The sequence below is a fragment of the Clostridium sp. OM05-5BH genome (assembly GCF_003481505.1).
GTDB lineage: Bacteria > Bacillota > Clostridia > Lachnospirales > Lachnospiraceae > Otoolea > Otoolea fessa.
On the sequence record NZ_QULJ01000001.1, the window covers coordinates 74,672 to 98,306 of the forward strand.

Consider the following 23,635-nt stretch of genomic DNA (forward strand, 5'->3'; position numbering starts at 1 on the left):
TATTATATAAGAAAGAAGGGAGTACGGACATGAAGAAATATATCGGAAAACGTATCATGATTTCTCTTGTCACGCTTCTGATCATCATCCTGGTACTTTTTATGCTGCTGCAGCTGATGCCGGGATCTCCGTTCAACGATGAAAAGCTGACCGCGGATCAGATTGCGATGATGTCGAAGAAATATGGACTGGACAAACCGTTGATCGTACAGTTTTTCACGTATGTGAAGAACCTGCTGCAGGGCGATTTTGGTGTATCGTATGTTATCTCCAAGGATACCTCCATCTCGGTTCTGTTAAAGAACCGTGTGCCGGTCAGCTTTGGAATCGGACTGGAGGCAGTTTCCTTCGGTGCGGTAGTCGGACTGATTTTAGGTATTCTGGCAGCGCTCAAGAAAAATAGCTGGCTTGATACCATCTGTACTGTGATTTCAGTTCTGGGCGTCAGCCTTCCGTCCTATGTTTTTGCATTGGTTATGGCATATTTCATCGGCTACAAGGCACAGTGGCTGCCGCTTCTGTTTGACGGCAAGAGGTTCTTCGCATCGTCGATCATGCCGATGCTGGCGCTGTCGATGTTTACGGTAGCGACGGTGGCTCGATTTACGAGAACCTCCCTTCTGGAGGTGCTGGACAGCGACTACATGCTGCTTGCGGAGAGCAAGGGAATCACGGGACGCCCGCTTCTGGTGCGCCATGCACTTCGAAACGCGCTGATCCCGATCATTACGGTACTGGCGCCGCTGGTTGTCGATCTGATGATTGGTTCCCTGGTTATCGAGAAGATCTTCTCGATTCCGGGCATCGGAAGTTTAATGATTGCAGCGATTCAGTCCAACGATTACAACGTGACGATTTCGCTGGCATTTATCTACAGTGTCATGTACATTGTCCTGATGCTGGTGGTTGACGTCCTGTACGGAATTATCGACCCGAGAATCCGTCTGGCGAAGAAATCGGATTGAGAGGTGATGGCATGAAAAAACGGAGTGACGAAAAGACAGATGAGAAAATGACAGGTGGGGATGCGGCTTCCGTTCGGGAGCATGTGTTATCACCCGAAGAATATTTAAGCCAGATCGAATTCCTGGACGATGATTTTGAATTCCAGCACAAAGACGGCTTTGAACATGTCGATACAAACTTTGCAAGCCAGAGCTACTGGAAAGAGGCAATTGCACGGTTTAAGAAAAATAAGGGCGCAATGTTCAGCTTTGTCTGTATTCTGTTTCTGATTGTGATGGCGCTTGTCGGACCTCACATGAACCAGTTTACCTACGATCAGCAGATTATTACCAACCAGAACATGGCGCCGAGAGTGCCGGGACTGGAAAATATGGGTATCTTAGATGGTTCTGAGACGATCCGTACATCCACCGGAAGTAAAGAAATCAACTATTATGAGAGCAACGATCTGACCGATACCTACTACTGGTTTGGTTCCGATTCGCTGGGACGCGACCTCTGGACCAGGACCTGGAGCGGAACGCGGATCAGCCTCTATGTAGCGGTTCTGGCGGTATTCATTGACCTTGCGTTTGGTCTGACGTATGGACTTGTATCCGGATATTTCGGCGGAAAAGTCGATATGATCATGCAGCGTATCGTCGAGATACTAAACAGTATTCCGTACCTGATCACGGTTACCCTGCTTTTGTTAGTCATGAAACCGGGGCTTATGTCCATCACGTTCGCCCTGATGTTTTCCGGGTGGCTGGGCATGAGCCGAATCGCCCGCGCGGAGGTCTTAAAGCTGAAAGAGCAGGAATATGTGCTTGCTGCCCGGACGCTGGGAGCAAAGAGTTTCCGCATTATTTTCAAAGAGATTTTACCAAATATTTTTGGTCCTCTGATTACACAGACGATGTTCTCGATCCCGCATGCGATCTTTACCGAGGCATTCTTAGCCTTTATTGGGTTGGGTGTGCCGGAGCCGATGGCTTCGCTGGGTTCCCTGATTTCGAGTGGATATCAGAACTTTACAAGCCATCCGTACATGATCGTGTTCCCGTTAATTGTCATGGGACTTCTGATGCTGTGCTTTAACATGCTGGCGGATGGTCTGCGTGATGCATTGGATCCGAAGATGAAGGATATGTAGGAGGAAATGGCATGGAGAAAAAAGAAGAAATTTTACGAGTGCGGAATCTGGACATTTCCTTCGAGACGACAGCCGGAGTGGTCAATGCCGTCCGGGGCGTCAACCTGACGGTAAACCGGGGCGAGACGGTTGCAATCGTTGGGGAATCCGGTTCCGGTAAATCGGTTTCTGCGAAGGCAATCATGGGAATCCTGGCAAAGAACGGAACGATCGACCGCGGACAGATCACATTTTCATATTACCGTAACCCGGAGGAACGGGTCACCAGAGAAATTCTGCAGATGAAAAAAGAGGAAATCCGCCGCCATATCAACGGAAAACGGATCGCGATGGTCTTCCAGGATCCGATGACCTCCTTAAACCCGCTGATGCCGGTTGGGAAACAGATCATGGAAGGCATGATCTGGCATTACCATACACCGAAGGAAGAGGCATATAAGAAGGCGCTGGAGCTGATGAAGCTGGTCGGCATCACCGACGCGGAGAAGCGAATCAAAAACTATCCGCACCAGCTCTCCGGTGGTATGCGCCAGAGAATCGTCATTGCGATTGCACTGGCGTGCGATCCGGAACTTTTAATCTGCGACGAGCCGACGACGGCGCTGGACGTTACGATTCAGTCGAAGATTCTGGAGCTGATTCAGGAGATTCAGAAAAAACGGCAGCTGTCGGTTATCTATATCACGCACGATCTGGGCGTCGTTGCGAAGGTTGCCGATTATGTCAACGTCATGTATGCAGGCAAGATCGTCGAGAGCGGCACGGTCGAGGATGTATTCTACGATCCGCGCCACCCGTACACATGGGGACTTCTCTCCGCGATGCCAGATTTGGGAACGGACGACGAACGTCTTTACACAATCCCGGGCAGCCCGCCAAACCTGCTTCACAAGGTAACGGGCGATGCGTTTGCACCGCGGAATAAATATGCGTTAAACATTGACAGTCGTTTGGAGCCGCCGATGTTCAAGATATCGGAGACACACAGCGCCGCGACTTGGCTGCTGCATCCGAAGGCGCCGAAGGTCGATATGCCGCCGGAGCTTCGGGATCGAATTGAGAGAATGAAGAAAGAGGGGGGAATCGCATGAGTACAGTGACAGAGACAAACAAAAAGCCCCTTCTGGAAGTAAAAGGACTCAAGCAATACTTTCCGGTCAGCCGGAAATTTACCGTAAAAGCGGTTGAGGATGTCAGTTTTTATATCAATCCGGGCGAGACCTATGGTCTTGTGGGGGAATCCGGATCGGGAAAGACGACGATCGGGCGGGCGCTGATCCGCCTCTACGATCCGACCGCAGGACAAATTACCTTTGACGGGATGGATATTTCCGGAAAAATGAGCCGCCAGACAGAGGCGAGACTCAGAAGTGATATGCAGATGATTTTCCAGGATCCGATGGCATGTTTAAATCCGCGCCAGAAAGTAGCGGATATCATTGCACAGGGGCTGGATATCCATCACCGGTACCATTCCCAGAAAGAGCGGACCGAGATGGTGGCAGACATCCTCCACAAGGTAGGTCTGGCGCCGGAACATGCAAACCGGTACCCGCATCAGTTTTCCGGTGGTCAGCGGCAGCGTGTCGGCATCGCCCGGGCGCTTGTCATGAACCCGAAGCTGATCATTGCCGATGAGTGTATCTCGGCGCTCGATATGTCCATTCAGGCGCAGGTTGTCAACTTGATGAAGGACATCCAGGACGAGACGGGGCTTGCATACCTCTTCATCGCCCACGACCTCTCGATGGTTAAATATATTTCCGACCGCATCGGCGTTCTTCATCTGGGCTACCTTCTGGAGACGGGCACGACGGAGGAGATCTTCTCCCATCCGGTACATCCGTACACCCGAAGCCTGATTTCGGCGATCCCGAACCCGAACCCGGTGGTAGAGCGCAGCCGGATTGCACTGCACTATGATTATAAGACGAGCGGTCTGGATTACGGCGCAGGTACGATGCATCAGATTGAGGGCACACATTTTGTGCGCGGAACCGATGCAGATTTGGAAAAATGGGTGTAGATTTAAAAGAAAGCCGATGCATTCCGGCACAAAATCAACCATAATAAATGTGATAAAATGACCTGTTTAGCGGGTGATTTTATAGATGAGCCGAACCAGCAGACAACTGAGGATAGACAGCCGGGACCAGGAAATGCAGCATGAAACGGGAATGGTTTGGTTTTATTAAAAAACAAAAAAGGAGGAAGTATTATGAAGCTAAGAAAAGTAATGGCGTGGACGCTGGCTTCTGCCATGTTTGCTGGACTTTTGGCAGGCTGCGGCGGCTCGACCCAGACAACAGAGACAGCAGCGGCTGAATCTGGAAGCGAAGAGGGCGGCAGCTCGGCTGAGGGCGGCAAGGTGCTTCGCTATCAGGCAAGCACTCTGGTAGACTCCCTGGATCCGGCACTTTCCAACGACTACACATCCAGTGGTGTTATCTCCCAGTTTATGATGGGTCTGATGACCAAGGATGAGTCAGGTGCTCCGGTTTATGGCGTGGCGGAGAGTGAGGAGAAGTCCGAGGATGGTCTGACCCTGACCTTCAAGATCCGTGACGACGCAAAATGGTCCAACGGCGATCCGGTAACGGCAAACGATTTCGTTTACGCATGGAGACGAGTAGCCGATCCGGCAACTGCAAGTGATTACCAGTTCTTTATCACAACTGCCTGCATCGCAAATGCAGAAGAGGTAACAACAGGTGAAAAACCGGTTGAGGAACTGGGTGTAGAGGCAGCGGACGATAAGACATTAGTCGTAACTTTAAGCTCCCCGTGTGCTATCTTTGATTACCTGATGGCATCCGGCGCATGCTTCCTGCCTTTAAATCAGAAATTTGTAGAGAGCTGCGGCGGCAACTTTGCAACTTCCGCAGATACCCTGTTAGCAGATGGTCCGTTCAAGGTATCTTCCTATGAGCCGTCTGCCATGAAGGTAGAATTAGTAAAGAATGATCAGTTCTTCGGTGCATCCGATGTCAAACTGGATGGTGTTGAGTTCTCGATCATTACCGACAGCCAGACAGCAGCCCTTTCTTTTGAGAATGGTGATCTGGACGTTGTAACCTTAAGCGGTAACCTGGTAGAGCAGTATGAGGATGATCCGAGATTCTCAACCAGAAGTGACGGTTACAACTGGTATCTGACCCCGAACATGAAGAAAGAGGGGCTTGACAATGTAAATATCCGTAAGGCACTGGCAAAATCGTATGACAAAGAAGCGATCACAACCCGTGTTCTGAAAGATGGTTCCACACCGATGGATTACTTCGTACCGCAGGGCCTTGCAACCAATGAAAAGGGCGAAGATTTCCGTGAGGCAGCAGGCAGCGCATACGACAGCTGGACCTACGATGTAGAGGCAGCAAAAGATCTGTGGAAGACAGGTCTTGGCGAGCTTGGCAAAGATTCCTTATCCTTCACTTTAATGTGCGAAGATACTGATTCTGCACAGGCTGTTGCACAGTTCTTACAGAGCGAGTGGCAGAACAACCTGCCGGGTCTGACCATCGAACTTCAGGTACTTCCGAAGAAAGCCCGTCTGGAATACATGCAGAAAGGTGAATATGATATCGGTCTTACCCGCTGGGGTCCGGACTACGCAGATCCGATGACTGATCTGGATATGTGGATAACCGGCAGCTCCACCAACTACTCCCAGTTCTCCGATGCAGACTACGATGCAACCATCCAGTCCGCAAAGAAGGGCGATCTGGCACTCGACCAGGATGCTCGTTGGGAAGCTTTAGTTGGCTGTGAGAAGACGCTGGCAGATCAGTGTGTTCTGTTCCCGATTTACGGACAGTCTGTAGCCGTTATGACCAATCCGGATGTAAGCGGTATCCAGTACTACTCCGTAGGACTTCCTTATCTGTTCATCAATGTAGATAAAAAGTAATAAATAAAAACAGATGGATCAAAATCTGAAATGATTTTAGATTCGAAGCGGACCGCAGGGCAAGAAAATATACCCTGCGGTTCGCTTTTTTCTGTCATAGAAGTATTTAAAGGGATGATTTACACGAATCGGAAATGATGATACAATCATAGAAATGGGTAGTGTGATGCTGCCAAGGTAGAGATTATATCGATGGATGTGTGTGGTCCATTGTGAAATATGAGAATAAAAATGGATGTTAGGAGCATGAGGATTTACAGCTTAAAATGGGTTAGAGCATAAGGGAGGAAAAATGGCAGGGAAAAAACGAAACAGCAGCTTTGAAATACTGACAGCCATGCAGGAATTAAACACCCCGGCGGGAGCGCTCCAGCTGGCGCAGATCCTGCATCTTCCGTCCGCCAGCATCGGGCGGGAGCTTCTGGATTTGGAGAAAGCAGGGCTGCTTGTCAAGGTGCAGAATAAGGGGCGGATCCTGACGCCGCAGGGCGAACGCTTTCTGGAAGAAGAACGGTCACGCCGGGAGAAGATGAAGGCGGCGAATGAGCTTATCGAGGCGGCGTCGATGGAGACAGAAAGCGGTCTGGAGGATATTCTTTTAGTGCGGAAACTCCTGGAGGGATATGCGGCGGAGGCGTGTGCAGAGCGGATTGATCCGAAGGAATTGCAGAAATTAAAAGATCTGCAGGCAGACTATCTCTATGCAATCCGCCATGGAAGGGCGGGAAGCGAGGAGGATCTGGCGTTCCATCTGAAGATCGCGCATCTCTCAGGCAGTCCGTCTATCCTGCGGATGTTAAAGCTCATCCTGACCGATCAGGACGCGTATGCGCGCTTCAACCAGGCGGCAGTCCGCTCTGATGAAGTCCGGGAAAATGAACACGAAAGCCTTCTGGCAGCGATCGAAGCCAGAGACGGGGCGCTGGCGCGCCGGGAGATGGAGCGGCATCTGGAGCATGTAGGGGAGAACCTGCAGGCGTATTTTGCGGGGAGAAAGTAGGATTTGTACGGATTATAAATAAGAAAAAATTTATGCAAATCACATTTTCGATGCGGAATTTGTATGTGCAAGAATTCTGTTCTTAAATATGCTTGCGTTATCTGAAATAAAAAATAATGGTTTGCAGAATAAAATTTAAAACAGAAAAAGAAAATGAAAAAAGGATACTTAAAAATGTGAGGATTTATAGCGGATAAATAACAGATATTCATGTTTGATTATGAATCAAAAAGATATAAATTTCATATAATTGAAATCCAAGTGAACAAAATTCACGTTTAAACAAATGAAAATGAAAAATTATGAAAGCGTGTGAACCGTTATTTTTTTAAAAAATACTCGATCAAATAGTAGAAAGGAAGAATACAAATCTTCAAATAATACAACATTTGAACGGAAGTTATGCTGAAATTCTGTAAGTAAACAGATATTACAAGGGTAAAATAGCATGTTGAAAATCCCGTATTGAGGTAAAATAAGGGGCGAACAAGTGTCCTGTCGATGTAAAAAATTTCAAAATTATGAAAAATGAGATTGACTTTCGATGAAAAGCAGAGTACCATAGAGGTATCAAAACCAAAATAGAAACAATCTGTTTTTCGAGCCGAAATTGCTAAGCGGGAAACCGTATGCAGTCAGGCCAATGGGTACATCTGGAAATGGAAGTGCCTTCCGCATTTGAAAAGAAAGAGAGATTCGCTTTACATCGATGGATACGGGAAGCTGTCAGGCTTCTTGTATAGATAGGGTATATATGTGCTGACAGATAGGTATAGATATAGGTGTATCCATATCTATAGGTGCAGATGTATATACAAACTCGGATACGTTAAGCGGTACTGTCTTTTCAGAGGCGGTGCCGCTTTTCTTTTTGTGTTTCTAAGAACAGGAGGTGCGGATGGAGCCGGATATTAAAAAACTGAACCAGCTGCTTTTATCGGGAAGCTGCTGCAGTCAGGCACTTGTATCACTGGGACTTACCCTTAAGGGTGAGGAGAACCCGAGCTTTCTGAAGGCATCTGCAGCACTCTGTCTGGGAGTCAGAAGCGGGCTTACCTGCGGAGCTTTGACCGGTGCGGCGATGATGATGGCGCTCTTTGAGCCGGAAGCAGCATACAGCGAGATGATACCGGAACTGGCAGACTGGTTTCAGGAAAACTATGGTGAAATCTATGGAGGAAGTGATTGTCATTCGATTTTAGGAGATAACATGGCCAACAAGGCACTTCGGTGTCCCCAGGTGGTAGAGAATACCTACCGCAAGGCCAGAGAACTTCTGGAGGACTATGGCGTGGATCTGGCGGATCTGGCAGAGATGCTGGAAAACGCGGATGACTAAGGAATCGTAAGTATTGGGTATGATGTGGAAGGATAGTCGGAAGCATCAGGGCTCTATTTATTTTAAAGAAGGAGGACTAAGCAGCATGAAATTAAGAAAAATGATGTTGAACATCAACGGTGTTGATCGTATGTTTATGTGCGATCCGGAAAACGATAAACTGTCAGATGTTCTGCGCCGGATCGGTCTGACCGGTGTTAAGGTTGGATGTGGAACCGGTGTCTGCGGTTCATGTTCCATCATTCTGAACGGACAGGTAATCCGTTCCTGTACCAAGAAAATCAGCCAGGTAGAAGAGTATTCCAAGATTACCACCATCGAGGGTATCGGTACTCCGCAGCATCTGCATCCGTTACAGGTTGCATGGATGAACTGCGGTGCTGTACAGTGTGGTTTCTGTGTACCAGGCTTCATCGTTTCCGCATATGCTCTGTTAGAGCAGAACCCGGATCCGACCCGTGAAGAGGTTCGTGACTGGTTCCAGAAGACAAGAAACGTATGCCGTTGTACCGGATACAAACAGATTGTAGATGCAGTTATGGCTGCAGCTAAGGTTATGCGTGGCGAGTGCAGCATCGAGGATATCAAGTTCCACAATCCGGAAGATGGCAACTACTACGGAAAACCGGTTGTTCGTCAGGATGCACTTGGTAAAGTCTGTGGCCTGACCGACTACGGCGATGATCAGGCTCTTAAGATGCCGCAGGGCGTTTTATATGCAGCTATCGTTCAGCCGAAGGTTACCCATCATGCAAAGATTCTGGCTATCCATACTGAGGAAGCTGAGAAGATGCCGGGCGTTGTTAAGGTTATCACAGCAAAAGATCTTATCGCAGCAGGCGGAACTAACATCATGGCTGAGGGTCAGTTCCATGAGAGAAGTACTGTTATGACACCATCCCGTAAAGTTCTTCAGGATGAGAAGATCTATCGTTACGGTGATGTTATCGCTATGGTAGTAGCTCATACACATCGTCAGGCTCGTGCAGCAGCCGCTAAGGTTACGATGGAATACGAGCAGCTGCCAGAGTATCTGACATATCTGGATGCAGTTATGCCGGATGCTATCCGTATCCATGAGGATACTCCGAACATCTTCTGCGAGCAGCCGGTATTAAAGGGAGCAGGTCTGGAAGATGCAGAAGAGGTAAGAGACTTAATCGACAAAGCACCGCATGTAGTAGAAGGAAGCTTCTCCTCCTCCCGTGAGCCGCATCTTTCCATCGAGGGTTGTGTACTTCAGTCTTACTGGGGCGATGATGGCCTGCTGACCATTCAGTGTAAATCCCAGTGTGTATACTCCTCTATCGGACGTCTGGGTAACTGCCTTGGTGTACCGAAGGATAAATACCGTATCATCATGAACCCGACCGGCGCAAGCTTTGGATGGTCTACCAACGCAGGCGATATCGCACTGTGTGCTGCTTGTACCGTAGTTACCGGCGAGCCGGTATCCCTGTCCATGTCCTATGAAGAGCATCAGCACTTCAGCGGCAAACGCTGCCCGGCATACTCCAATGGCCGTCTGGCATGTGATAACGAAGGTAAGATCCTGGCTGCTGAGTTTGATATCGGTATGGACCACGGCGCTTACTCCTGGGGCGGTGACGACGTTATGACCAAACCGGCACGTTTCACCTTCTTCCCGTACAATGTACCGAACGTAGCAGGTCTGGTTCGTGTAGCCAACGTAAACCATGCATTTGGTACTGCTTACAGAAGCTACGGTTCTCCGCAGGCATATACACTCAGTGAACCGCTGATGGATATGATGGCAGAAGAACTGGGCATGGATCCGTTCGAGTTCCGTTATAAGAATATCTGCCGTGAAGGCGATAAGAATATCAACAGCTATGTATATCCGCAGTATCCGATGGAGAAGATCATGGATACCATGCGTCCAATCTATGAGAAGGCGGTGGCTGATGCGAAAGCAGCTGACACACCGGAGAAGAGAAGAGGCGTTGGTATCGCATGGGGCGGCTTCAACGTTACTGAGGGCGGCGGCGACAGCGCTGAGGTTGCTCTTGAGCTTATGCCGGGCAACAAGATCCGCAAATACGACACATGGCATGCAATGGGCCAGGGTGCTACAACCGGTTCTCTGGTAGTAACACTGGAAGCTCTGAAAGAAATGCATCTGACACCGGAAGATATCCAGCTGATTCAGAATGATACCAAGACCTGTCCGGATACCGGTATGGCTGGTGCCAGCCGTTCCCTGTACATGGATGGTAATGCAACCATCATCGCAGCTAACAAGCTTCTGGCAGCTATGAGAAAAGAAGATGGTACACTTCGTACCTATGATGAGATGAAGGCAGAAGGCATCGAGACCAAGTATCTCGGCCGTTACGAGACCAACACAACTCCGGGTCTGTGCCGTCTGGATCCGAATACCGGTATCGGCGACCCGACTCCGGCATTCACATACTGCCTGAACCTGGCAGAGGTTGAGGTTGATACTAAGACCGGTAAGACTACCGTTCTGAAATTCACCTGTGTTGACTTCGTTGGACGTATCGGTAATATCGATGCTGTTAACGGTCAGGCATACAGCGGTATCATGCATGGTATCGGCTTCGCCCTGAAAGAGGACTACGCAGACGTTAAGAAACATGCGAACATGTTTGGCGCTGGTACTTCCTACATCAAGGATGTTCCGGATGATATCAACCTGATTCATATCGATGGCGCTATCTCTGATGGTCCGTTCGGTTCTTCAGGTGCTTCTGAGGCATTCCAGGCATCTGGCCACTGTGCAGTTCTGAATGGTATCTACAATGCCTGCGGCGTACGTATCCATGAGATCCCGGCACTTCCGGAGAAGGTAAAAGCTGGTCTGGATGCAATCGCAAAGGGCGAGAAACCGTACGAGCCGAAGAAATACTTCCTTGGTTCCGATATGTATGAGGAACTGGAGAACATCAAAGAGAATCCGGTACAGGTAGGAACCCAGAGCTTCTACGTATCCCTGGATGATCCGACAGCTGAGCGTCCGTTCTAATCCGATTCGGAAGAGGAATGCGTGGCTGCACATGAAGCGGGCAGCTGCGGCAAGGCGTATCGCGTGATTGTAAATAAGAATTAAATAAAAGCTGCTGCGAACCTGCAGAATCTATGTTTAGAGAGGTAGGTTTTGCAGCGGCTTTTTTGTGTAATAGGAAATTCCTTGGAATTCCCTATTACGCAAAAAGGCACTAACGTGCCAATGAGGCGCACTCGCGCGAAGATGTAGGTTGTCGCAAGCGACCGCGCTCGGCGCGAGAATGTGCCAAGACATATTCTTTGGTTATGGTGTATAATAAAAAGTATTAAAATGGGCTCCTGGAATTTTTACTTATCGATTGAGGACGGGATAAATGATTCTGGGAGAGGATAAATGGTTACTGTTCACGGGTAGGCACTTTTGGAACCGAAAGTGCCGTAAGAAAACGTGGTGGCAGCAGGGATTTGCCGTATTTAAATGCGAAGCCACGGCAAATTCCGTTACTGGGCACGTATGCGTGAACAGTAACGTTAAATGCAGGAGAAAAGAAGGGAGGTCCGCCCTGTGAGCTATTTGGAAGATTTTGAGAAGACGCTGGCGGAGAAATGCCATCAGAACGAGCCGCCGTTCTGCCAGGCAGCCTGTCCGTTCCGGCTGGATATCAAGGGGCTGGAAGAAAAGTGGAAAAAGGGACGTTTCAACGCGGCGTACCGGACCTATCAGAATACGGTGGGATTTCCGGATATTGTGTCGAAGATGTGCAGCCATCCGTGCGAGAAGGCATGTCTGCGTGCGAAGCTGGACGGGGGGATCGCGATCGGGCTTTTAGAGCGGGCGACTGTCGAGTACGCGAAGCGGAAAGCACCGAATGCGTATAACCTGCCGTCGAAAGGAAAAAAGATCGCGATCGTCGGAGGCGGTCTTTCGGGGCTTGGCTGTGCACTGCGTCTCTGCAATAAAAAGTACGAGGTAACGATTTATGAGCGGGAAATGGTTCTGGGCGGTCAGGCGAGAAACCAGATGGATCCGGCGGAATTTGATGCGGAGATCGAGGCACAGTTCCAGTTTGAGGAATTTTCACGCCATCTCGGTGAAACGGTAACGGATCTGGAGGCACTCCGGGCGGACTATGATGCCGTGTATGTGGCAACTGGGGCAGATGGAGCGGACTTTGGTCTGGAAATGGACCCGGACGGCGCATTTGCAACCCGGACACCGGGCGTTTTCATTGGAGGTTCCCTGACAGGCGGCGACAGCATGAAGGCGCTGGCAGATGGGCTGGCAGTTTCGCTTGCGATCGAACGGTATCTGAAAACGGGCGGTATGAATGAGCCATTTCGAAAGGAAGGGACACTTTTAAATCTTCAAACGAATGGGATCGAGCGTGCCGATCGGGTGGTTCCGGCAAACGGGGAATCGTATACGGAGGAAGAGGCGATACAGGAGATCACGCGCTGCCAGAAGTGTTCGTGTGATGCTTGTATGCGTGCCTGTGATCTGATGCGCCTGCATGAGAAAACACCGCGCCGTTTGTATGAAGAAGTTTACATAACAATCCATCCCGGTACGTTATCGCGCGATGGTACGTGGGCGACCAGACTGATCAGCACCTGCGACCACTGCGGGCTTTGCAAGGAAGTCTGTCCGCAGCATATCGATTTCAGCCAGTTTCTGCTTGACAGTATGCGGGCAATGCAAAAAAAAGGCGCGATGCCGTGGCCATTCCACGATTTCTGGCTGCGCGACATGGCGTATGCCTCCGGAAAAGCGGGGCTTACGCGGAAACCGGAGAATGTTAAGAAGAGTTCCTATGCATTCTTTCCGGGATGCCAGCTCGCCGGTTCGGATCCGCGCTATGTGACGCGGACGTATGAGTGGCTGCGTTCCAAAAAGCCGGATGCGGCGATCTGGATGACCTGCTGCGGTGCGCCTGCCGAGTGGGCAGGCGAAGTGGACATCCACGCGGCACATCTGGAGGAAATGCGGCGGCAGTGGAGAGAGCTTGGCGAACCGACAGTGGTTTTAGCATGCCCGAACTGCCGGAAGATGTTTGAAGAATACCTGCCGGAGCTTCCGGTTGTCTTTCTGGCGGAAGTGATGGAAGAGTGGGGCGTGGAGAAAGATGCTGCTTTGGAACCGGACAATGCTGAAAAGGGTGAAATGGAAGCAGGAAGTGCCCAGCAAGCGCAGCCGTATGCCTTGTTTGATCCCTGCGCCAGCCGCTATTACCCGGAATTGCAGGAGAGTGTACGCCATCTGGCGGATGCGGCGGGGATTACGTGGGAAAATCTGCCGTATGACGGGAAAAAGGCGCGCTGCTGCGGATACGGCGGGCATATCGGGATTGCTTCTCCGAGCCACACAAGCTATATGACAACTTCCCGTGCAAAAGAGGAGGAACTGCCGTATGTGACCTACTGCGTCAACTGCCGGGAGTCCTTTGCCGGACAGGGCAAGGAGGCGGTTCATATCCTCGATCTGTTGTTTGGGTTAAATGGCGCGGGACGTCCGGCGGCGACGGTGACAGAGCGCTGGCACAACCGCCTGGCGGCAAAACGGGAACTGCTTAAGACGTATTGGAATGAGACGATCGAAGAGGAAACACATATGAAATTAGAGGTTGAGAAGGAACTGGAACGCAAATTGTCAGCGGGTCAGATTTTGATCGAAGATATGGAACAGGTCATTGAACACTGTGAGCGGGAAGACCGCGGTATCATCGACCCGGAGACGGGACATCGGATCGGGCATCTGAAGATCCAGCATATGACCTACTGGGCAGAGTACGAGGTGCTGCCGGACGGCGGTTATAAGCTCTGGAATGGCTACAGCCACCGCATGAATCTGGAAGGAGAGTGATGAGTATGCCGACGATCGATGGAGGCGGAAGAGATCAGCGGATCAAAGAGGCATTGGAAAAAAAAGTCATCTGCCGCCGGTGTCAGGTGGAAATGGTGCCGAAATCCACATTTTTTGACTATCTGGGGCACAATTTCCACACCGAGATCCTGTGCTGCCCGAAGTGCGGCGAGGTATATCTGCCGGAAGCGCTGGTAAAAGGGCGTATGGCGGATGTGGAGAGAGAGCTGGAAGATAAATAGAGGATATATAGAAGATATATAGATTAAGGGGATGCAGGAAGATGATAATGGATTCGCAGGATAGAGGCGTCCTGCCGGAAGAAATGCGCCATACATACAGTGTTTGTCCGGTCTGTTTAAAACGGATTCCGGCAAAGCGGGAAGAGCGGGACGGACAGATATATCTGGTAAAAACCTGCCCGGATCACGGGACGTTTTCCAGTGTAATCTGGAGAAATAAGCGTAAGTTTGCCGACTGGCGCGGGGAACGTCCGGCGGTGGGAGAAAATGAAAATCTAAATTGCCCGGCGGGCTGCGGTCTGTGTGCGGAGCACAGACGCGCCACCTGCTGTACCCTGCTGGAGATCACAGCGCGGTGCAATATGAACTGTACCTTCTGTTTTGCGGAGCCGGACGGGGCCAAGGATCCGTCCTTAGACATGGTAAAACGCTGGATCGACGATCTGACGGATCCGGGAAAGACACTTTTGCAGCTTTCCGGCGGGGAACCGACAGTGCGGGACGACCTGCCGGAGATTGTGGCGTATGCGAAGCAGGCGGGCTGTAAATATGTGCAGTTAAACAGCAACGGTCTGCGCCTGGCGGAGGACGAGGCGTTTGTAAAGCGTCTGGCAGATGCGGGACTTTCGTTTGTATTTATGCAGTTTGACGGCGTGGACGATGCCGTATATGAAAAACTGCGCCGCCGCCCGATGCTGGAAGTGAAAAAACGGGCGATCGAGCAGTGCGGTCGGTATGGAATCGGCGTGACGCTTGTTCCGGTCGTTGTTCCGGGGGTCAATACGGAGCAGATCGGGGACATCCTCCGGTTTGCCATTCAGCGGTCGCCGTATGTGCGGGGCGTGCATTTCCAGCCGGTCAGCTATTTTGGGCGTATCCCGGAGCTTCCGGCGGATGATGACCGCTATACGCTGGATGAACTTTTGGAGGCGGTTGTCAGCCAGAGCGGGGGGCTTATCAAAGAGGAACAGATCGCGCCATCCTGCTGCGATCACCCGATGTGTGGATTTCACGGGGATTTCATTGTGATGCCTGGGGATAAATTGATGCCGCTGACAAATTATAGTGGAAAAACCGAGACAGAACCGGAGGGCGAAGGCTGCTGCTGCGGTCCGGATCCGGCGGAGAAGAACCGTGAATTTGTCGGACGCCGCTGGGAACGGCGCGATTTGGAAGAGACGTGCTGCTGTGGAGAAAGCCAGCCGGAACCAGAAAGCTGCTGCTGTGGCGGAACTCAGCCCGAACCAGAATCCTGCTGCTGTGAAGAAGAGTCGGTTGACATAACAAATATGGAGGACTTCTTAAAGCGTGCAAAAAGCCATGGCTTCACGATCACATCTATGGCGTTTCAGGATGCCGGAAATCTCGATATCGAGCGCCTGCGCCAGTGCAGCCTGCATGTGTATAAAGACGGGAAGAAGATTCCGTTCTGTGCATACTACTTGTCTCCGATGGAAAGAGGCAGATAATAGAAGCGCAGAAAGGAGAGGTGCAAAAAATGGATACAAATGAGAGCAGTCTCTGCCGACCGGGCGGATTTGCGCTGACGAGGCAGATGTTCCAGTTTGCGGGAATTGAGATACCGGAGGCGGGAGCGGCAGAGACGGAGTCTACAGACCCTGTAGTGCCGCTTCGCGTCATCGACATCGGCTGCGGAACCGGCGGCACGATGCGAGGGCTTTCTGAGCATTTCCCAGACTGGCAGATTTCCGGCTTGGATAAGAATCCGGATGTGCATGAACCTGGCTGGATAGAGACTGGATGTGCGGAGAAACTGCCATATCCAGATCAGACGGCGGATATCATTCTGATGGAATGCAGTTGTTCCAAGGCTGCGGAACCGGCGGCGGCGCTCCGGGAGGCGTACCGGGTGTTAAAACCGGAAGGATGGCTTTTGATGAGCGATATGTATGCCCGGAAGAAAGAGCTTTTCTTAGACGGGATGCTGGGACGGCTGGAGTCTGCTAAAACAATCCGTGACCGGCTGGCGGAGGCGGGATTTGTGCTTGCAAAGATGCAGGACGCGTCGGGAACATTGGCGGAGTGGATCGGGCAGCAGATCTTCGATGGAAATCTGGAATCCGTCTGCGCGGCGCTGGGGGCGGAACGGAAGATTTTAAAAGAAGCGGGCTGCGGTTATTTTATTGCAGCGGCGCAGCCGTCCGGGTTATGGCGGACACTTTCGTATGTAAAGGAGAAAAGTCCATTTTATCAGAAGAAATTTACATCCGTCTGGGGACAGCTTGGGGAAATGGCAGGTTCCGATGTACGGCTCGCGCCGGATTCGTTTTCATGGGCGGATTTCCGCACACTTCCCCTCACAACCCCGGAGGAACTGAAAGCGGAGCCGGAAACATTTTTATGTGTTCCAGCCAAGGAGATCGCGCGGATCATCACGCTGAAAACCTCCGGCAGTACAGGGGCACCGAAGCGCCTGTTTTTTACCGAAGATGATCTGATGCAGACGGCGGATTTCTTTGAAACAGGGATGCAGTACATGGTAAAGCCGGGCGATCGGGTCACGGTTTATATGGAAGGACCGGGATTTTTTTCGATTGGAGGACTTTTAAAAGAGGGATTGGGGCGCATCCGGGTGGAGACGAAGGTTCACGGACTGATTCACGATATGGAAGCGGCAGCGCGGGACGGCGAGGGGGCAGACTGCCTGATCGGTGTCCCAAGCCAGATGTATGCGCTGGCAGCCCATGCGCCGGGACTCCGCCCGAAAACAGTGCTCTTAAGTGCTGATTATGTGCCGGTCAGCGTGCAGCGTTTTTTGGAAAGAACCTGGAACTGCCGGGTCTTTACGCACTGGGGTATGACGGAAACTGGTTACGGCGGCGGCGTACAGTGTGGGGCGCGCGCGGGTTACCATATGCGGGACCGGGACCTTTTGATTGAGATTCTGGATCCGGAGACGGGACAGCCGGTTCCGGAAGGGCAATACGGCGAGCTGGTTCTGACAACGCTTCGGCGGCGGGGAATGCCGCTTGTGCGCTATCGGACCGGCGATCTGGGGCGGATGATTGCAGAACCGTGTGCCTGCGGATGTTTAAAGCCTAGACTTGATAAGGTTGAGGGACGGCTGGATGACAGCGTCCGGCTGTCCGGCGGCAAGGTGCTTTCCATGCACCTATTAGATGAGCTTTTATTTGCCCTGGATGAGGTGGAAGATTTTCAGGCATCTTACAATGCGGCGCAGAAGCATCTGACGGTGGCTGTTATGAAGAAAGCGGGTTATGCAGATACGGTAGGAAGCAGAGTGAAAAATGTCAAAGCAGCATTAACGGAATACTTTGGGAACTGCCTGACCGTCTCAGTGATAGAAAAAGAAATTTCCCCCTATATCGGTTCGGGAAAAAGGCGGCTGATCATCGAGGAAAAATGAAAAATGAGTGGTAAAATTCAATATCATGAAAAACTTGACGATAAGTTTTAATTGCAGTATCATAAAATTAAAAATAATCGAGAAATTTTGAAAAAAATCAGTAAAATTTGACAAGAACAAGGAGAAAAAAATGAACATAGCGATTGCATCAGAGACAGAGGAGATCGACGGACTGGTGCCGGCGACTTTTAAGGAGAGTCCGTTTTTGATGATTATTGACGCGGACAAGAACCAGATTTTCCATGTCTATGGAAAACAGGATCCGGACAATCTGGTATTTGCGAAGAAGGTGGTAGAACATGACTGTGAGGCAGTCATCTGCGGACCGATCGAGAAAGAACCGTTTGAGATACTGGTAAAGGCGGGCGTGACCCGTTATCTGGGAAGCGGGCATACGGTTCAGAAGGCATATAGCTATATGAACCGTTATAAACTGGAGCTGATCCGCGATTACATCGGCGGACCGGGACCATTTGGACACAGCCATGATTTCAGCTGCGAGTGTGGGGAAGAAGAGGAACACGAGCACTAGGAAAGGATAGAATGCGGACGATTTATTTGATCAGGCATGGAAAGCCGGAATTTCCAGATGAACGGAAATATTGCATCGGGCGGACGGATCTGCCGCTTTCAGAGGAAGGGCGGACACAGATTCGGGCGCTGGGGGAGACATTTGCGGGACGCAGAATTGAAAAGATTTATACCAGCCCGTTAAAGCGCTGCCGGGAGTCAGCCGCGATCCTGCAGGAAGTGATTGACAGAAGTATTCCGATTGAGGTCGTAGATGGTCTGGCGGAGATTGACATGGGGGAATGGGATGGTCATTCCTTCGATGAAATCCGGGAACAGTTTCCAGCGGAGTATGTGGCACGAGGGGCAGATATGTACGATTTCCGACCGCCGCAGGGAGAGAGTTTTGCAGATTGTGCAGGGCGCGCCAGGACAACCTGGAATGAACTCCGGATGAAGAGCCGGGGTGATATTCTGGTGATCGGGCACGCGGGCTGGTTCCGGACATTGATCTGCGGCTGGGAGAAGCGGAAAAAGGCAGAACTTCTGCAGATTCCCTTTGGCTACGGACAGGTGTATGAAAGAAAGGATCTTGTATTTGACGCCTTGATCTCGGCGGCGGGGCGATCCTCGCGGATGGGGGATTTCAAACCGCTCATGAAGCTCGGCGCCCAGACGGTTCTGGAACGTGAGATACAGACGCTGCGGGCGTGCGGCGTACATGAAATCACGATCATTACCGGACGCCGGGCGGAAGATATACGCGCGGCGGCTGCGGGACCGGGAATCCATTTCATCCACAATCCGGCGTATGCGGAGACGAAAATGTTTGATTCCGTCTGCCTGGGGCTTTCCTATTATGAGAAAAAGCGGAAAACGGCAGGAAAAGAGACGCTGGATGGCATTTTCTTTTTCCCGGTGGATGTGCCGCTGTTTACGCCATTTACGCTGGAATATGAAAAATACCGGTTTGCGGAAGGCGATTGGGATGTCTATCTCCCGGAGTATGAGAAAACACCGGGGCATCCGCTTCTGATCCGTGCAGATGTGATCGCAAAACTGCTGCAGCATGACGGGACGATGGGGCTTAAAGGTGCTTGTGAACAGCCGGGAATCCGCCGGATTTCCCTGGATGTGCCGGATCCGGGCTGCGCGTTTGATGCGGATACCCAGGAAGAGTTTCAGAAATTGCGTGACTGGGAGAGAAAACGACCTGTCCCGGACAAAGAGGAGTGTGAACGTCTGCTTGCATGGTTCCGCACGCCGGAGGCGACGGTGCGCCATAGCCGGGTGGTTGCGGAGCTGGCCGTGAAATTGGCAGATAGAGTTCTAAAGCATAGGGCGGAAACGTGTGTGGAGATGACATACAAAAGCCCCCCAATTGATAAATATAAAATCTACGCGGCGGCGCTTCTTCACGACATCGCCAAAGCATATCCCGAACATCCGGAAACAGGGGCGAGATGGCTGCGGCTTCTGGGACATACCGGGATCGCGGATATCGTTGCGGATCATATGGATCTGCCGGAAGAAAAGCTGGGATATCTGAATGAAAGCCTGATTGTGTACCTGGCGGACAAGCAGGTACAGGGAGAACGGCGTGTAACGATCGAAGAACGGTTTGCGGCAAAACGGGAGAAATTTAAGGATAACCCGGAGGCGCTGGAGGGCGTGAAACGGCGGTATCAGCTGGCAAAGCGTGCGGAGGCATTACTGTAAAAAGGAAAAGAGGAAAATCATATGAAATTAATGAAAACAACCGAGGCAGTCGGACAGGTACTCTGCCATGACATGACGCAGATTATTCCGGACGTGACGAAGGACGCCGTATTCCGCAAGGGACATATCGTGCGTGAGGAGGACATCCCGGTACTGCTTTCGATTGGAAAAGATCATATTTATGTCTGGGAAAAGGACGATACAAAATATCATGAGGACGAGGCGGCGGACATTCTGCGCGGCATCTGCCAGAATGAGTATATGCGTGCAACCGATCCGAAGGAAGGCAAGATTGAGCTGATTGCGGAGTCGGACGGTCTGTTTCAGGTCGATGAAGAACGCCTCTTAAAGGTCAACAGCCTGCCGGAGATGATGATCGCGACCCGCCGGACGAATTTCCCGGTAAAAAAAGGTGATAAGTTAGCCGGAACCCGTGTGATCCCGCTGGTAATTGAAAAAGAAAAAATGGAAGAGGCGAAGAAGGTAGCGGGTTCAGAGCCGCTGTTAAAGCTGCTTCCGTATAAAAATAAGAAAGCAGGCATTGTGACGACCGGAAATGAAGTGTTCTATGGACGGATTGAGGATAAATTTGGCCCGGTCATCCGGGAAAAGCTTCAGGAATTTGGTGTGGAAGTTCTGGGACAGAAGATTATAGGGGACAATCCGGATAAAATCACGGAGGCAATCCAGGAATGGCTGGATCAGGGCGCCGATTTTGTTGTCTGTACCGGCGGCATGAGCGTCGATCCGGATGATACGACACCGAGCGCGATCAAGCAGACCGGAGCGGAGGTTGTCTCCTACGGCGCGCCGGTACTTCCGGGAGCGATGTTCTTGTTGGCATATACGAAGGACGGAAAGCCGATCATGGGACTTCCGGGCTGCGTGATGTATGCGAAGAGGACCATCTTTGATCTGGTGCTGCCGCGTGTGATGGCAGATGTGCCAGTGACAAAAGCGGATCTGGCGAAAATGGGCGCAGGTGGTCTGTGCTTAAATTGTCCAACCTGTATTTTCCCGAACTGCGGTTTTGGTAAATAATCGAGCCAGAGAGAGGCGATGAGGAAGCAACCGCGATGGCACAACTGCGAAATGAGAAATGGATGGCTCATGCAGTATAAAAGAGAGGAAGTGCGTGATATGAATCTGTATGGGGAGATTCTGAAAAAACTGGAAGGGACGCCGTGTCTGGCGCTCGAGAGAAGCTTTGTGGGAGAAGAGGGAAATCTCACAGATATGCGCTGTGAACTGAAAGAAGGCGCAGAGGCGTCGGAGATTGGAAAAGAAGCCCTGACACAGGGGCAGCCGGTCTGTGGGCGCGCCGGAAGCAGTTGGAATGTGGCGGAACCATTTTTCCCGAAAGAGCGCCTGATTATTCTCGGAGGCGGCCATGTGGCTCTTCCAGTGGCAGAATTTGGCGCGCGCGTCGGATTCCTGGTAACTGTGGTGGACGACCGCCTTTCCTTCGCGAATCCGGGACGTTTCCCGATGGCAGAGAAGGTGATCTGTGATGACTTTGGGCATGCGATCAAAGAACTCAAGATTCAGGAGAGCGACTATATCTGTATCGTTACGCGCGGACACCGCCACGATGCGGACTGCCTGCGGATGATTGGAAAAGGAAAAGAACCGGCGTATCTCGGCATGATTGGTTCGAGACGCCGCGTCGGTATCGTGAAACAGGAGCTTCTGGAAGAAGGTTACGATCCAGAGCGGATGAGCCGTTTAAAGAGCCCGATCGGTTTAAAGATCGGCGGTGTGACACCGGAGGAGATCGCGATCTCGATTCTGGCGGAGATCATACAGGTAAAGCGCATGGATCGGGAAGACAAACGTGTGAAAAACCGTTCCGATCTGGATTTTGATGTGCTGAAACGCCTGGCAGAGGAGCCGGATGAGCCGAAAGCAGTGGTCACGGTGATTGAATCAAAGGGTTCCTCCCCGCGCGGGGCAGGCGCGAAGATGATTGTCTACCGGGACGGACGGATTCTCGGCAGCATCGGCGGCGGCTGCAGCGAGGCGGCCGTGCTGGGCGAGGCACGTTCTCTGATCGGAAGCGGCAGGTACAAAGTAGTTCATGTAGATCTGACCGGCGAGGCGGCGGAAGATGAAGGAATGGTCTGCGGCGGCATTATGGATGTGCTGGTGGAAGACTTTGCCACGGATCGGGAACCGTGTGACCGGTAAGGAAACCGAAGCACCGGTGTATTTGGATACAAAATTTCAAATAAATGAAAAATAAAAAGATAAAAATAAAATATATGAAAAATCATCATAATAATTTCACGAAAATAGACGGAAGGGTTTGGAAAGAACAACTGGAAAATTCATAAGAATAAAGGGAAAATGCAGAAAAAAGCCACGTTATTTTTTGGTGCACATAATGACCATGTGCATTCAATAAGAATCATTGTAAAGATTGACAAAAAAAGTGCCACGTGCTACTATTTGATTAGCAAATATCATTATAATTTTCCGAAAATAACGAAAGGGTAAAAACCACATTGCTATGGCGTGAGGAATCGAAACGAGGAGGATGCCGGAAACGTGTGCGTGAAATGAGGGAGAAACCAAGATATGAGAAAAACGTGGGCACTTGTAATGGCAGCAGCGATGGCGGCAGCATCCCTGACCGCATGTTCATCCAGCAAACCGGCTGAGACAGCAGCACCGGAAACGGAGGCAGAGGCAGCTGAGACAGAAGAGACCGAAGCAGAAGCAGAGGCAACCGGCGACCAGCAGGAGATTCTGGTAGCGGCAGCAGCTAGCCTTCAGTACGTTATGGAAGACAAGATTCAGCCGGCATTTGAGAAAGAGAATCCGGACATCAAGCTGAGCTTTACTTTTGACAGTTCAGGAAAGCTGCAGACCCAGATCGAAGAGGGCGCGGATGCAGACGTATTCTTCTCCGCAGCGATGAAGCAGATGAACGCGCTGGAGGACGAGGGACTGGTTGATGCAGATTCTGTCGTAGAACTTCTGGAAAATAAGATCGCCCTGATCGTTCCAAAGGATTCCACACTGGGAATTACCGGTTTTGAGGATATCACAAAGGCAGAGAAGATTGCACTCGGCGATCCGGAGAGTGTTCCGGTTGGACAGTACGCCAAGGAAGCCTTTGAGAACCTGGGTATGTGGGATGATGTAGAGGCTAAGACAAGCTTTGGTACCAACGTAACCGAGGTTTTAAGCTGGGTAGCAGCCGGAAGCGCAGATGCAGGTATCGTATACCTGACCGATGCAACCACCAGCGATCAGTTTGACCAGGTAAAGGTTATCGGATATGCACCGGAAGGAAGCGTATCGAAGGTTATCTATCCGGTTGGTGTTGTAAGCGCAAGCACAAAGAAAGATGCAGCACAGAAGTTTGTAGATTATCTGGGAACCGATGATGCGCTCTCCTTCTTTGCGGAGTATGGCTTCACAGCAAATAAATAAGCCGGGAGTGATAACTGTCTGGGATATGCAGCTGACTGGGTGAATAGAAAGCAGGACAGCGAAGGACAGACAGTGAACCATGTATGGAATAAAATCCGCCGCAGAATACAGGGTCCGTTGAAAACCAGGTGTTCTGCGGCAGT

At 51.0% G+C, this 23,635-nt stretch carries 17 protein-coding genes and 1 riboswitch; all 17 genes read left to right on the forward strand.

All coding sequences use genetic code 11. The features are described from left to right. Positions 1–29: 29 nt before the first annotated feature. Positions 30–965 carry an ABC transporter permease gene (locus tag DXB70_RS00370; RefSeq protein WP_118524694.1) on the forward strand — a complete coding sequence of 312 codons (936 nt, stop codon included), beginning with the start codon at positions 30–32 and terminating at the stop codon, positions 963–965. A gap of 11 nt (positions 966–976) precedes the next feature. Then, positions 977–2,101: an oligopeptide ABC transporter permease gene (gene opp3C / locus DXB70_RS00375; RefSeq protein ID WP_243099860.1), complete on the forward strand. Its 1,125-nt coding sequence runs from the start codon at positions 977–979 to the stop codon at positions 2,099–2,101. Between the two features lie 11 nt (positions 2,102–2,112). After that, on the forward strand, positions 2,113–3,192 hold the full coding sequence (locus DXB70_RS00380) for an ABC transporter ATP-binding protein (RefSeq protein WP_022359122.1): 1,080 nt from the start codon (positions 2,113–2,115) through the stop codon (positions 3,190–3,192). Further along, positions 3,189–4,127, forward strand: coding sequence for an ATP-binding cassette domain-containing protein (locus DXB70_RS00385; RefSeq protein WP_022359121.1), 939 nt, complete (start codon positions 3,189–3,191; stop codon positions 4,125–4,127). Before DXB70_RS00380 ends, DXB70_RS00385 begins: the two co-directional genes overlap by 4 nt. A gap of 192 nt (positions 4,128–4,319) precedes the next feature. Beyond that, the gene (locus DXB70_RS00390; RefSeq protein ID WP_243032089.1) at positions 4,320–6,008 is read left to right on the forward strand and encodes a peptide ABC transporter substrate-binding protein; all 1,689 of its coding nucleotides are present in this window, start codon (positions 4,320–4,322) and stop codon (positions 6,006–6,008) included. A gap of 292 nt (positions 6,009–6,300) precedes the next feature. Then, on the forward strand, positions 6,301–7,008 hold the full coding sequence (locus DXB70_RS00395; protein ID WP_118672474.1) for an FCD domain-containing protein: 708 nt from the start codon (positions 6,301–6,303) through the stop codon (positions 7,006–7,008). A gap of 585 nt (positions 7,009–7,593) precedes the next feature. Then, positions 7,594–7,713: riboswitch (molybdenum cofactor riboswitch) on the forward strand. 193 nt (positions 7,714–7,906) lie between these two features. Then, entirely contained in the window at positions 7,907–8,347 is a 441-nt protein-coding gene (locus DXB70_RS00400) for a C-GCAxxG-C-C family protein (RefSeq protein WP_118672475.1), read from the forward strand. Positions 8,348–8,432: 85 nt separating this feature from the next. Further along, positions 8,433–11,354, forward strand: a complete 2,922-nt coding sequence (locus DXB70_RS00405) for a molybdopterin cofactor-binding domain-containing protein (protein ID WP_022359117.1) — start codon at positions 8,433–8,435, stop codon at positions 11,352–11,354. 546 nt (positions 11,355–11,900) lie between these two features. Beyond that, positions 11,901–14,195 (forward strand): pyridine nucleotide-disulfide oxidoreductase/dicluster-binding protein, encoded by a 2,295-nt coding sequence (locus DXB70_RS00410; RefSeq protein WP_182435345.1) that lies wholly within the window; start codon positions 11,901–11,903, stop codon positions 14,193–14,195. Positions 14,196–14,200: 5 nt separating this feature from the next. Continuing rightward, a complete protein-coding gene (locus tag DXB70_RS00415; protein WP_022360474.1) occupies positions 14,201–14,437 on the forward strand; it encodes a DVU_1557 family redox protein in 237 nt (78 codons plus the stop codon). Positions 14,438–14,484: 47 nt separating this feature from the next. Then, positions 14,485–15,906: a radical SAM (seleno)protein TrsS gene (gene trsS / locus DXB70_RS00420; protein WP_243099861.1), complete on the forward strand. Its 1,422-nt coding sequence runs from the start codon at positions 14,485–14,487 to the stop codon at positions 15,904–15,906. A 29-nt stretch (positions 15,907–15,935) separates the two neighbouring features. Then, positions 15,936–17,825, forward strand: a complete 1,890-nt coding sequence (locus tag DXB70_RS00425) for a DVU_1553 family AMP-dependent CoA ligase (protein ID WP_118672477.1) — start codon at positions 15,936–15,938, stop codon at positions 17,823–17,825. A 130-nt stretch (positions 17,826–17,955) separates the two neighbouring features. After that, on the forward strand, positions 17,956–18,357 hold the full coding sequence (locus DXB70_RS00430; protein ID WP_022360477.1) for a NifB/NifX family molybdenum-iron cluster-binding protein: 402 nt from the start codon (positions 17,956–17,958) through the stop codon (positions 18,355–18,357). An 11-nt stretch (positions 18,358–18,368) separates the two neighbouring features. After that, positions 18,369–20,054: a DVU_1551 family NTP transferase gene (locus DXB70_RS00435; protein ID WP_118672478.1), complete on the forward strand. Its 1,686-nt coding sequence runs from the start codon at positions 18,369–18,371 to the stop codon at positions 20,052–20,054. A 21-nt stretch (positions 20,055–20,075) separates the two neighbouring features. Continuing rightward, positions 20,076–21,095, forward strand: a complete 1,020-nt coding sequence (locus DXB70_RS00440; RefSeq protein WP_118468950.1) for a molybdopterin-binding protein — start codon at positions 20,076–20,078, stop codon at positions 21,093–21,095. A gap of 69 nt (positions 21,096–21,164) precedes the next feature. Further along, positions 21,165–22,241: an XdhC/CoxI family protein gene (locus DXB70_RS00445; RefSeq protein ID WP_182426660.1), complete on the forward strand. Its 1,077-nt coding sequence runs from the start codon at positions 21,165–21,167 to the stop codon at positions 22,239–22,241. 390 nt (positions 22,242–22,631) lie between these two features. Beyond that, positions 22,632–23,492 carry a molybdate ABC transporter substrate-binding protein gene (gene modA / locus DXB70_RS00450; RefSeq protein ID WP_118468947.1) on the forward strand — a complete coding sequence of 287 codons (861 nt, stop codon included), beginning with the start codon at positions 22,632–22,634 and terminating at the stop codon, positions 23,490–23,492. Positions 23,493–23,635 lie beyond the last annotated feature (143 nt).

Bases quoted from the DNA above. Each gene is read 5' to 3' on its own strand.
- DXB70_RS00445 (WP_182426660.1), top strand. From the start codon at position 21,165: ATGCAGTATAAAAGAGAGGAAGTGCGTGATATGAATCTGTATGGGGAG.
- DXB70_RS00390 (WP_243032089.1), top strand. From the start codon at position 4,320: ATGAAGCTAAGAAAAGTAATGGCGTGGACGCTGGCTTCTGCCATGTTT.
- opp3C (WP_243099860.1), top strand. From the start codon at position 977: ATGAAAAAACGGAGTGACGAAAAGACAGATGAGAAAATGACAGGTGGG.
- DXB70_RS00395 (WP_118672474.1), top strand. From the start codon at position 6,301: ATGGCAGGGAAAAAACGAAACAGCAGCTTTGAAATACTGACAGCCATG.
- trsS (WP_243099861.1), top strand. From the start codon at position 14,485: ATGGATTCGCAGGATAGAGGCGTCCTGCCGGAAGAAATGCGCCATACA.
- modA (WP_118468947.1), top strand. From the start codon at position 22,632: ATGAGAAAAACGTGGGCACTTGTAATGGCAGCAGCGATGGCGGCAGCA.
- DXB70_RS00400 (WP_118672475.1), top strand. From the start codon at position 7,907: ATGGAGCCGGATATTAAAAAACTGAACCAGCTGCTTTTATCGGGAAGC.
- DXB70_RS00385 (WP_022359121.1), top strand. From the start codon at position 3,189: ATGAGTACAGTGACAGAGACAAACAAAAAGCCCCTTCTGGAAGTAAAA.
- DXB70_RS00415 (WP_022360474.1), top strand. From the start codon at position 14,201: ATGCCGACGATCGATGGAGGCGGAAGAGATCAGCGGATCAAAGAGGCA.
- DXB70_RS00380 (WP_022359122.1), top strand. From the start codon at position 2,113: ATGGAGAAAAAAGAAGAAATTTTACGAGTGCGGAATCTGGACATTTCC.
- DXB70_RS00435 (WP_118672478.1), top strand. From the start codon at position 18,369: ATGCGGACGATTTATTTGATCAGGCATGGAAAGCCGGAATTTCCAGAT.
- DXB70_RS00440 (WP_118468950.1), top strand. From the start codon at position 20,076: ATGAAATTAATGAAAACAACCGAGGCAGTCGGACAGGTACTCTGCCAT.
- DXB70_RS00370 (WP_118524694.1), top strand. From the start codon at position 30: ATGAAGAAATATATCGGAAAACGTATCATGATTTCTCTTGTCACGCTT.
- DXB70_RS00425 (WP_118672477.1), top strand. From the start codon at position 15,936: ATGGATACAAATGAGAGCAGTCTCTGCCGACCGGGCGGATTTGCGCTG.
- DXB70_RS00430 (WP_022360477.1), top strand. From the start codon at position 17,956: ATGAACATAGCGATTGCATCAGAGACAGAGGAGATCGACGGACTGGTG.
- DXB70_RS00405 (WP_022359117.1), top strand. From the start codon at position 8,433: ATGAAATTAAGAAAAATGATGTTGAACATCAACGGTGTTGATCGTATG.